Below are 11,563 nucleotides of genomic sequence, written 5' to 3' on the forward strand. Positions count from 1 at the left end.
TAGGGTAATTAAACTTTTAATAAAATAGTAAACTGAGTTCCTTTTCCTAAATCACTAATCACGTTAACAGAACCCTGATGCGCTTTTACGATTTGGGCAACGTAATACAATCCTAAACCTAAGCCTTTTGTATTGTGAAGATTTCCTTGTTCTACACGATAAAATTTCTCAAAAAGAAGCGATTGTTTGTTTTTTGCAATTCCAATTCCGTTGTCTTCAATACTAATTGAAAATTGATTTTCAACTTGTTTCGTTTTTACAATAATAGTGTTTGAACCGTATTTAACAGCATTTTCCAAAACATTTAAAAGAGCCGTTGTCAAATGAAATTTATCAAGGATCAGATTCGTTTTTTGAGTCTGAAAATCAGTTTTAATACCAATTTTAGGATACGTGATTTTAAAATCATCTACAATTGTCTGCAGGAAATCTTCGGTTTCGATTTTCTCCTTTTGCAATTCAATTTCATTTTCGGCCAATGAATTTGCCATAACCTGATCGATTAAACTTTGTAAACGATTATTTTGGCGTGAAATCGTATTGACAATTGCATTGAAGTTTTCATCGTTTTCACGAATGTTTTTCTGCTCCAGAATTTTGGTCGAAATACCTAAAGTTGCCAAAGGTGTTTTAAGTTCGTGCGTAATATTATTGATAAAATCGGTTTTTACATCGCTTACTTTTTTCTGTTTGATTAAAGCTTTAAGGGCAATTACAAAAAGAGTAATAAGTGTGAGAATCGAGAATAAAGACAAAACTAAAATAAAAGCCATTCGCCTTAAAATAATCATTTCCCAATCGATAACCGAAACATACATCGAATCTTCTGTCAATAATTGATATTCCTGATTTTCAAAAGTTCCATTGGTTGTTCCAACATAATTTCGGACTAAAAATGCATGATTTAGCGAAGCCAGATTTCCGTATAATTTGTTTCGAATAAAAGGCTTTTCAGAGAAAATTGTGTCGGCTTTTTTGGTGTTTTTGTACAAAATGAATTTGTTGAGAACAATCGCAAAATCAATTTTGAAATTAGGTAAATCCCTTTCGAATTTTCGCTGAATTTGTGCCGTTAATGCACTTCGGTATTCATTTTCTAAAATCCCTTTTTTAATGTCGATTTTGGAATTTTTTCCCTGAATGTATTTTTCTGATAATTGCGTATAAAGTGCTTCTTTTCTGGAAACTAAAACCGAATCAATATCGCTGTAATTATTAGAAATCTGGGCAATTTCATTTTTAATCTGCGTATGAAACTGCGCCACTTTATAATCGTAAGTTGTTTTTACCAAATAGCATTGCACAGTCGATAAAACGATCAACGCCACAACCGAAAATGCTATTAATAAATTGATTCTTTGTTTCATTTTTTTTTTGGCCCGCTGATGACACGGATTAAACTGGTTTGCACAGATTTTATTTTTGTTTTTCTCGCAGATTTAAATGATTTAGCTGATTAATTTATCTGCTTAATCTGTAAAATCTGCGGGAGAAATTATAGCACAGTAATAACACGGATTAAACAGGTTTGCACAGATTATATTTAAACTAAATCTTAAAAAAATAAACCAGCATAAACCCGTTTAATCCGTAAAATCCGCGGCCCATTTTCTTCACCCAAAAATAATGCTTTTATGGAACAAAAATGACGTTAACTCCGCATTAACCTTCAATTAACCTACACAGCGCTTTTTTAGAAGCATTTTTGCATCATCACAAAATCAAAAACTTTTAAAAATGAACATTTATCTGCCCTTAAAACTTCTTCTTGCGCTTTTACTTTTTGGTCTTTCATTTGCTGTAAAGGCCCAAAATGAAACGCCAAAAGATTCGATTTCAAATGAACAATTAAAAGAAGTTGTTATCACTCAAAATAAAAAAACATTTACCAATACAAACGGAAACATTAAAGTTGATGTTGCTAATTCTGTTTATAATTCAATTCCAAATACAGTCGATTTATTGGCAAAACTGCCAACAGTTCAGGTAAGTTCAGACAAAGAAAATATTACTGTTGTAGGCAAAGGAAATCCGCTGATTTATATCGACAATCAAAAAGTGGGAATAAACGATTTAAATGCTTTGGCTCCCGCCGATATTAAAACGATAGAAATCATTCAGAATCCATCTGCAAAATATGAAGCCGAAGGGCGTTCTGTAATTTTGATTACTCGAAAATTCAGCAAAAAAGACAGTTTTAGAACTGAAATTTCTGAAGTTGCTTCTTTCAAGAAAAACTATAATAATTATCTCGGTTTGAATACGAGTTTCAAGAAAAACAAATTCGAATGGAAAGCCAATTTTAATTACAACCGACTCAATCCGTGGGAAAGTCATAGTATTGATTATCAAATTCAAAATGCTGATATTGCTTCGAAATATGATGTTATGGCCGAAACAAAACGAAAGCAATATGTTTTTGGCGGCGGCTTATTTTATAAAATAAATGACGACGATTATTTTTCGTTTAATGTTAGTTCCAGACTTCGTACAGACACTTTTCCCATAAATACTTTTACATATAATAAAAATCAAAACGTTGAAAACAATGTTTTGACCTCGAGCGATAATTCGAGTAAAAAGGATTTTGTAAACGCATTTCTGAATTATTCAAAAAAGATCAAAGTAATTAATACACAGCTTTTTGCAGGTTTTCAATATTCGAATTTTCAGCAGAATTTAGCAACTATGGTCGAAAATAACTATAATGATACTGAATTTACTTTATCTCAAAATCGAAATCAAAAGTTTAATGTTGATGTTTTTTCAGGAAGAATTGATTTGGAAAAAAAGTTTAAAAACGAAATGAACCTGGAATACGGCGGACTTTATTCTGCAGCAAAATCCAAATCGAATACTACTATTTTTGATTTCGAAGAAAATGAAAATACAGCTTTAGATTATGATTTTAAAGAAGAGAATTCGGCGGCTTATACACAGCTTTCGGGAAAAATTAAAAAGATCAGTTTTTCTGCCGGACTTAGAGTTGAAAACACCAATGTTAGCGGAAAATATAAAACAGATGCTTCGGCTTTGATCGATAAAAATTACACGAATCTTTTCCCGAAAGTACAGTTTTCTATGGCAATAGACAGCACTAAAAATATTAGTTTGAATTATGCCAAAAGTATTTCACGTCCCAATTATTCGTCGTTAAGTAATATTGCGACTTATATAAATCCGTATTTTATATACGCGAGTAACATCAATTTGGGACCAACATTTAATAATGAAATTTCGTCGACTTTTCAATACAATGATAAATCGGTTAAAGTGAGTTATTGGCAAAATAAAAATCCGGTTTATAATAGTTTTCTCTATGATAAAAGCCAAAATATAATGACTTTTAAAGATATAAATTTTGATAAAGAAGCAGGTTTAAGTCTTGATTTTGAACTGCCTTTTACCTATAAATTTTGGACAACAACTAATTCATTGGTTTTTATTCTCGAAAAAATAGAAGATTCTTCGGCTGAACTTTTAGACTCAAAACCGTATTTATATTATTACTCTAACAACGAATTTAAGCTCCCAAAAGAATATACTTTCGTTTTAAGTTTTTGGGGATTAACGGAACAGAAAAAAGGTGTTTTTGAAAGAAATCCCAGATTTGTTGTAGATATGGCGCTTTCTAAAACTTTCCTAAAAAAATGGAACTGTACTTTGAGCTGCAATAATGTCTTTAAAAATGTAATTGAAACAGAAGAATTTACAATTAACGATACTAGTTCAAAAGCAAGATATATTGTTGATGCTCATGAAATTTCAATTTCGGTTAAATATTCTTTTGGTAAAGTAAAAGAAACCGAATTTAAGGAAAAGAATGTGAATGAAAACGAAAGTAGAATTCGATAAAATGAAAAATTCAAAAATTTAAAATCCCAAATTCCAATTGAAGCTTGGAATTTGGGATTTTAAAAATTTGTAAATTGATATAGATTATCCTTCGTCTTCTTCAACAATTTTTAAAGGAGATTCTCCCGGAAGTTCTTCATCATCATCGGTAGAATTCAATTCGAAGAAACTGAAAAACGAACCGCCGTAACTTTTCTGAAATGAAAAATTACTTAAATGATCCATTTTAGTATATTTCGAATGTTCGATAATCATCATTCCGTCTTCTGAAAGTAATTCTTTTTCAAAAACAGTAAGAACAATTTTCTCAAACGCAGCCTGATCTAATCCGTAAGGCGGATCGGCAAAAATTATATCATATGAAGTTTTGCAGTTTTCCAGAAACTTATAAACGTCACTTTTAGTGGCTGCAATGTCAAAATCGTATTCTGATGAAACTTGTTTGATGAATTTAACGCATCCAAAATCACCATCGATTGAGGTAATGGGTGCGCTTCCGCGTGAAGCGAATTCATAACTGATATTGCCGGTTCCCGAAAATAAATCTAAAACCTTTAAGCCGTCAAAACTAAAATGATTATTCAAAACATTAAACAATGCTTCTTTACTCATATCAGTCGTAGGTCTTACAGGAAGGTTTTTTGGTGGAAATATCCGACGCCCTTTGTATTTTCCTGAAATGATTCTCATGATTGAAATAAGATATAATGTTTTTGATTCTGAGCTGTTGTGTAGTTGTTTTTTTCCTTTAAAGCGCTAACGTCAAGAAAAGAAATATTACGGATGTATTTGTAAGCGATGTCGTAAAACGGATCGTTTTGGTGTATTGTTCCAAGCAGTTCCAATTGAAAAATCTCCGGATTTAAATTTAATTGCTCGGCTGTAAAAAGGATGTAATAAATGAAATCCTCAGGAGTTTGATATTCAAAAGAGTTGAATAACAATAGCTTTTGATTTTGTACCACGATAATTTCAAAATGCTCCGGATTGAAATTTACAACCATTTTTTTCTCGTCGTTGTTTTTTGAGCCTTCCAAAATTTTCTCGACCAAAATACTGTTAACATGTTTGTAATCGAAAGAACCAACGTTATCAATTAAAAAATTATTGATATTGATATACGGAATGTAAACCGAATGCATGTCGTAATTGGTGATTTGATCGAAAGTAAAAAAGTCAGTTTCAAACACTTTTGTGGTATACTGCAGGTAACTTCCTAAATAATCCTCATCAAACAACGGCGTTGGTACAAAAGTCGAAAGATTATTATTGTGAATGACTAAAATGTCGTCGTAAGTTTCTTTTAATTCAGAATAATTTTTAAAAGCTGAAGCGTATAAATCTTCAATTTTATTCTGTTTTTGAGTACTATCAAACTGAACTTCATTAAAAGCAGTAATCGTATTATTTAAGGTATCAAAACAACAAAAAGAGAATCCGTTCAGCGAAACCTGAATCGAAAGTTTTTTGTAATTTTTTGATGTAATATTAGTATTGTGTATTGACATAATTGATTTACAATTCGTTACCTGTTTTGTTTCAATAAAGAATTTAGGTGACCACAAACTTACAAATTTAAAAGCAACTAATATAATTGCAATTTTAAAAAACAATATTACAAGAAGGTTAGCAGAGCATTATCGTTGCGTTATTTTTTTCTTTTTCTAAACCATATAAGTGATATAAGTAAATTTAAGCTTACTGGATGTTTGTTTTGATTTTTTTAGATCATGTAAGCAATTATAAGTTCGTGGAATTAAGCGCAAAGCCTAAAACTTAAATTTACTTATATCACTTATATGGTTTAAAATTGCCATTGCCATTAAAAAGAACGAACTTTGTGTTTCAAATTTACCTTATGAATTCAGCATCGTTTTACGGCGTTTTGCAAAAAAGATTTCCTTTTGCACCTACTTATAAACAGGATATTTTTTTTCAAAAAATAGCCATTTTTTTGACCGAACCAGCAAACAACACCATTTTTGTACTAAAAGGATATGCCGGAACCGGAAAAACAACGGTGATTTCGACAATCGTAAACAATCTGGGCGATATTAATAAAAAGTTTGTTCTGCTCGCACCAACCGGACGCGCGGCAAAAGTAATAGCGAATTATTCCAATACATCGGCTTTTACGATTCATAAGAAGATCTATTTTCCTAAAAAATCATCGGGTGGAGGAGTGGCTTTTACCAGACAAGTCAACAAACATAAAAACACGATTTTTATAGTCGATGAGGCTTCCATGATCTCGGACAGTACTTTAGACAGCGGTTCGCTTCTGGATGATTTGATTAATTATGTGTATTCCGGAACCAATTGCAAAATGATTCTTTTAGGAGATACAGCGCAGCTTCCTCCGGTAAATTTAGATATTAGTCCGGCTTTAGATACGCATACTTTAGGCATGCATTATGATAAAGAAATTGAACATATTGAATTGGATGAAGTAATGCGTCAGGAAGAAAGTTCAGGGATTTTATTCAATGCAACCGAATTACGTGAACTTTTGAAAGAAAGCTTTATCACGGAGTTTAAATTCAATGTAAAAAAGTTCAAAGATATTGTTCGGTTAACCGATGGATATGATATACAGGATGCGATAAATACGGCTTACAGCAATTATAGTATTGAAGATACGGCATTTATTGTCCGTTCCAATAAAAGGGCAAATCAATACAACGAACAAATCAGAACCCGAATTTTGTTTAAAGAAAGTGAACTTTCTGTAGGCGATTTTTTGATGGTGGTAAAGAACAATTATTTTTGGCTGAAAGAAACCGATGAAGCAGGATTTATTGCCAATGGTGATATTATTGAAGTTTTGGAAATGTTCGGAATCAAAGAATTATACGGTTTTACTTTTGCAAGAGTAAAAATAAGAATGGTCGATTATCCGGATCAAAAACCTTTTGAAACGGTATTGATTTTAGATACTATAAAAAGTGAATCTCCATCGTTAACCTACGAAGAATCAAATCGTTTGTATGAAGAAGTAATGAAGGATTATGAAGATGAATCGACTAAATACAAGAAATTTCAAAAGGTAAAAGAAAACGAATATTTTAATGGTTTACAAGTGAAATTCTCTTATGCTATAACGTGTCATAAATCACAGGGAGGGCAGTGGAATACGGTTTTTGTAGAACAGCCGTATTTACCAAACGGAATCGATCATGATTATATAAGATGGCTTTACACAGCAATGACGCGTGCCAAAAATAAATTATATTTGATAGGATTTAAAGACGAGAGTTTTGAAGAATAAAACACTAATTTCACGAATTAGCACGAATTTTTTTGATTTAGATTAGTGCAAATTTGTGTAATTCGTGTTTAAATATTTTTACAATGACAACACTAAACGACTTACATTCGATTTCATCTACGTTTTCGAATACAGATAAAATGCCGGTTTTGTTTTTAGGACACGGCAGCCCAATGAATGCTATTGAAGAAAATCAGTTTGTGGCTGGTTTTCGGAATCTGGCAAAAACATTACCGCAGCCCAATGCTATTTTATGTATTTCGGCGCATTGGTTTACAAAAGGCACAAAAGTAACTTCAATGGAAATGCCGAGAACGATTCATGATTTTGGAGGATTTCCGCAGGCACTTTTTGATGTGCAATATCCGGCAAAAGGAAGTCCCGAACTGGCATTAGAAACTCAAAAAATATTAGATCCCGTTCAGGTTGATTTAGACGAACATTGGGGTTTAGATCATGGTGCGTGGAGCGTAATTAAACATTTATATCCTAATGCAGATGTTCCAGTAATTCAGTTAAGTATTGATTATACAAAATCAGGACAATATCATTTTGAACTGGCGCAGAAATTACAATCGCTGCGTCATAAAGGAGTTTTGATTATTGGCAGCGGCAATATTGTGCATAATCTTCGTTTAGTTGACTTCAGAAATTTTGATAAAGATAATTACGGTTATGATTGGGCAATTGAAGCCAGAGAAACCGTAAATAATTATTTATTGGATGGAAATTTCCAGCCGTTAATTGAGTACGAAAAAATGAGCAAAGCGGTTCAAATTGCAATCCCAACTCCAGATCATTATTTGCCTTTATTGTATACTTTAGGTTTAAAAGAAAAATCAGAAGAATTAAACTTGTTTAATGATAAACTTTTGGCAGGTTCGTTGAGTATGACTTCGGTAAAAATAATGTAAAAAACTTTGTGAATCTCTGCGAAACCTTTGTGAATCTCTGTGAAATAGCTATTCCGCAAAGGCACACAAAGGTTTCACAGAGATTCGCAGAATATAAATTAACTATGAGGATGAGATTGCTTCGTTCCTCGCAATGACATAAAAAATGAAAATAATAGCGGTAATTCCGGCGCGATACGCATCAACACGTTTTCCTGCAAAACTAATGCAGGATTTGGGAGGTAAAACAGTAATTTTAAGAACATACGAAGCTGCGGTTTCAACAAATTTATTCGACGATGTTTTTGTTGTAACCGATTCTGATTTAATTTTTGACGAAATTGTTTCTAACGGCGGAAAAGCCATAATGAGCATCAAAGAACACGAATCTGGAAGCGACCGAATCGCCGAAGCCGTTGCCGATTTAGATGTTGATATTGTGGTAAATGTACAAGGCGATGAACCTTTTACAGAAGCCGAGCCTTTAGAACAGGTTTTATCTGTTTTTAAAAATGATGAAGAGAAAAAGATTGACTTGGCTTCGCTGATGCGTGAAATCACAAATGAAGACGAAATCAATAATCCGAATAATGTAAAAGTGGTGGTTGATCAATCGCAATTTGCCTTGTATTTTTCAAGATCTGTAATTCCGTATCCGAGAGATGCAGCTGCTGGAGTTCGTTATTTTCAACACATCGGGATTTATGCTTTTAGAAAACAGGCTTTATTAGATTTTTACAGCCTCCCTATGAAATCTCTAGAAGCTTCTGAGAAATTGGAACAGTTAAGATATTTAGAGTTCGGAAAACGCATAAAAATGGTCGAAACAGCTCATGTTGGAATTGGGATTGATACTGCGGAGGATTTAGAAAGAGCGAGAGCCATGTTGAGAGATATTTAATTAATTTGGTAATTTAAATATCCACAATCTTGTCATTTCGACGAAGGAGAAATCTCCGTAAGTAGCTCGACAAAGATTGATTAACATTGCGGAGTTTCTCGCGGAGATTTCTCCTTCGTCGAAATGACAAAACAGTGTGGTCAGTTTGGGTAAAAACATAAAAAAAAGCTCCAAAATATTGGAGCTTTTTTTATTATCTAAAACATTCTAAATCCTTAGTACAAACTAGGAAATTTAGAAGGATTAACTTCATTCATCATGCTGTAAATTTTCTCGAAAATATCTTCTGCAGAAGGTTTAGAGAAATAATCGCCGTCAGTTCCGTAAGCTGGTCTGTGTGCTTTTGCAGCAAGCGTTTGCGGTTTACTGTCAAGATATTTGTAAGCATCTTGTTCTTCCAGAATCTGCTGTAAAATGTAAGCCGAAGCTCCGCCCGGAACATCCTCGTCAATTACTAAAAGACGGTTTGTTTTAGCGACACTTTTTACAATATCTTTATTAATATCAAACGGAAGTAAAGACTGAATATCAATAATTTCGCAGTCAATTCCTAAAACTAATAATTCCTCAGCAGCTTGTTGAACCAATCTCAAAGTCGATCCGTAAGAAACTAAAGTAATATCTGCTCCTTCTTTTAAAGTTTCAACAACACCAATTGGCGTTTTGAATTCACCAAAGTTTAAAGGCGTTTTTTCTTTTAAACGGTAACCATTCAAACATTCAATAACTAAAGCCGGTTCGTCGCACTCTAAAAGAGTATTATAAAATCCTGCAGCCTGAGTCATATCTCTCGGAACCAAAACATGGATTCCGCGAATAGCATTTATAATCATTCCCATTGGAGAACCAGAATGCCAAATACCTTCTAAACGGTGTCCGCGAGTTCTGATAATTAATGGTGCTTTTTGTTTTCCAACAGTTCTGTATTGTAAAGTAGCTAAATCATCACTCATGATTTGAATCGCATACAATAAATAATCAAGATATTGAATTTCAGCAATAGGGCGTAAACCTCTCAGTGCCATTCCAATTCCCTGACCAATAATAGTCGCTTCACGAATCCCGACATCGGCAACACGAAGTTCTCCGTATTTTTCCTGCATGCCTTCAAGACCTTGATTTACGTCGCCAATGTTTCCAACATCTTCTCCAAAAATCAATGTTTCAGGATATTTGCTAAACAAAGCGTCGAAATTATCACGAAGAATCATTCTTCCGTCTAAATCCGGTTTTGCATTTTCGGCATATTCAGGAAGTACTTTTTCTACAGAAAATACATTTTGTGCCGATTCTGAATGCAGGTTACTGCTGAATTTTCCCTGAGTCTCTCCAATAAAATTCGTGATCCAGTTTGATAAAAGAACTTTACTGTTTGGAACTTCTATAAAGCGAAGAATCTTTCTTGCGTAAACCAGAATTTCTTTCTTTAAAGGCGCTTTTATAGCGCTTAATTCAGAAATATATTTTCTAATTCTATCTTTATGATTGATACTTGCTTCTGCAATTTGCTCCAATAAATCCAAAAGATTTTTTTGGTCTTCGATAATTGGATTGATGAAATCATTCCACGCTTCTTTTTTAGCTTCAAGAACTTCTTTCTTTAATTCAAAATCAAGTTCTGCTAATTCTTCCGGAGATGCAATATTAATAGCAATCATCCATAAACGCATTTGACGAATACAGTCAAAATCTCTTTCCCAGGCTAATCTTTCGGCATTTTTATAACGTTCGTGAGAACCAGAAGTAGAGTGGCCTTGCGGCTGTGTTAATTCGTTTACGTGAATTAAAACCGGAATATGCTCTTCACGTGCAATTGCACCCGCTCTTTCGTAAGTCGAAACTAACTCTGCATAATCCCATCCTTTTACTCTAAAAATTTCATAACCTTTAGAATCTTCATCTCTTTGATATCCTTTAAGGATTTCAGAAATGTTTTCTTTTGTAGTTTGATGTTTGGCGTGAACCGAAATTCCGTATTCATCATCCCAAACACTCATTACCATTGGAACCTGTAAAACTCCGGCAGCATTTATAGTTTCAAAAAACAAACCTTCAGACGTACTTGCGTTTCCTATTGTTCCCCACGCAACTTCATTTCCATCTACAGAAAATTTATCTTTAATGGTAATTCCATTAACGTTTCTATAAATTTTAGAAGCCTGAGCTAATCCCAATAATCTTGGCATTTGTCCCGCTGTAGGCGATATATCTGAGCTTGAATTTTTTTGTTTTGTTAAGTCTTTCCAAGATCCGTCTTCGTTTAAACTGTGCGTTACAAAGTGTCCGCCCATTTGCCTTCCGGCAGACATTGGATCATGAGCTAAATCAGTATGACCGTATAAACCTGCGAAAAACTGCATAGGAGTTAATTCGCCAATCGCCATCATAAAAGTCTGATCGCGATAATAACCAGAGCGGAAATCCCCATTTTTAAAGGCTTTAGCCATTGCAAGCTGCGGTACTTCTTTTCCGTCACCAAATATTCCAAATTTGGCTTTTCCTGTCAATACTTCTTTACGACCTAAAAGACTACACTCACGGCTAGTTACTGCAATTCTGTAGTCGTTCAATACCTCTGTTTTGAAATCTTCAAAAGTTAAAGTAGTATTGCTTTTTTCTGTTATCATAATCTTGTGGGTCATGTTA

8 protein-coding genes are annotated in these 11,563 nt (G+C 33.4%); 4 read left to right on the forward strand and 4 right to left on the reverse strand.

The window, feature by feature from the left end; all coding sequences use genetic code 11:
* Positions 1-8 precede the first annotated feature (8 nt).
* Positions 9-1,367 carry a sensor histidine kinase gene (locus tag APR43_RS05535; RefSeq protein ID WP_053470666.1) on the reverse strand — a complete coding sequence of 453 codons (1,359 nt, stop codon included), beginning with the start codon at positions 1,365-1,367 and terminating at the stop codon, positions 9-11.
* Between the two features lie 370 nt (positions 1,368-1,737).
* On the opposite strand from APR43_RS05535, the gene APR43_RS05540 reads away from it, so the two are divergent.
* On the forward strand, positions 1,738-3,855 hold the full coding sequence (locus APR43_RS05540) for an outer membrane beta-barrel family protein (protein WP_053470667.1): 2,118 nt from the start codon (positions 1,738-1,740) through the stop codon (positions 3,853-3,855).
* A gap of 84 nt (positions 3,856-3,939) precedes the next feature.
* Here APR43_RS05540 and APR43_RS05545 read toward each other — a convergent pair whose 3' ends face one another.
* Positions 3,940-4,545 carry an RsmD family RNA methyltransferase gene (locus APR43_RS05545; RefSeq protein ID WP_053470668.1) on the reverse strand — a complete coding sequence of 202 codons (606 nt, stop codon included), beginning with the start codon at positions 4,543-4,545 and terminating at the stop codon, positions 3,940-3,942.
* Positions 4,542-5,363 carry a DUF3822 family protein gene (locus APR43_RS05550; protein ID WP_053470930.1) on the reverse strand — a complete coding sequence of 274 codons (822 nt, stop codon included), beginning with the start codon at positions 5,361-5,363 and terminating at the stop codon, positions 4,542-4,544. Before APR43_RS05550 ends, APR43_RS05545 begins: the two co-directional genes overlap by 4 nt.
* Before the next feature lie 350 nt (positions 5,364-5,713).
* On the opposite strand from APR43_RS05550, the gene APR43_RS05555 reads away from it, so the two are divergent.
* The 3 genes from APR43_RS05555 to kdsB all read left to right on the forward strand — a co-directional run bounded on the left by APR43_RS05555 (position 5,714) and on the right by kdsB (position 8,917).
* Positions 5,714-7,123, forward strand: coding sequence for an ATP-dependent RecD-like DNA helicase (locus tag APR43_RS05555; RefSeq protein ID WP_053470669.1), 1,410 nt, complete (start codon positions 5,714-5,716; stop codon positions 7,121-7,123).
* Between the two features lie 83 nt (positions 7,124-7,206).
* Positions 7,207-8,037, forward strand: a complete 831-nt coding sequence (gene ygiD, locus APR43_RS05560) for a 4,5-DOPA dioxygenase extradiol (protein WP_053470670.1) — start codon at positions 7,207-7,209, stop codon at positions 8,035-8,037.
* Positions 8,038-8,182: 145 nt separating this feature from the next.
* A complete protein-coding gene (gene kdsB / locus APR43_RS05565) occupies positions 8,183-8,917 on the forward strand; it encodes a 3-deoxy-manno-octulosonate cytidylyltransferase (protein WP_053470671.1) in 735 nt (244 codons plus the stop codon).
* Positions 8,918-9,132: 215 nt separating this feature from the next.
* On the opposite strand, the gene APR43_RS05570 is transcribed toward kdsB, so the two are convergent.
* Entirely contained in the window at positions 9,133-11,544 is a 2,412-nt protein-coding gene (locus tag APR43_RS05570) for a thiamine pyrophosphate-dependent enzyme (RefSeq protein ID WP_053470672.1), read from the reverse strand.
* Positions 11,545-11,563 lie beyond the last annotated feature (19 nt).

Origin of the sequence: Flavobacterium sp. NLM, from assembly GCF_002210235.1 — a bacterium.
Taxonomy (GTDB): Bacteria; Bacteroidota; Bacteroidia; order Flavobacteriales; family Flavobacteriaceae; genus Flavobacterium; species Flavobacterium panici.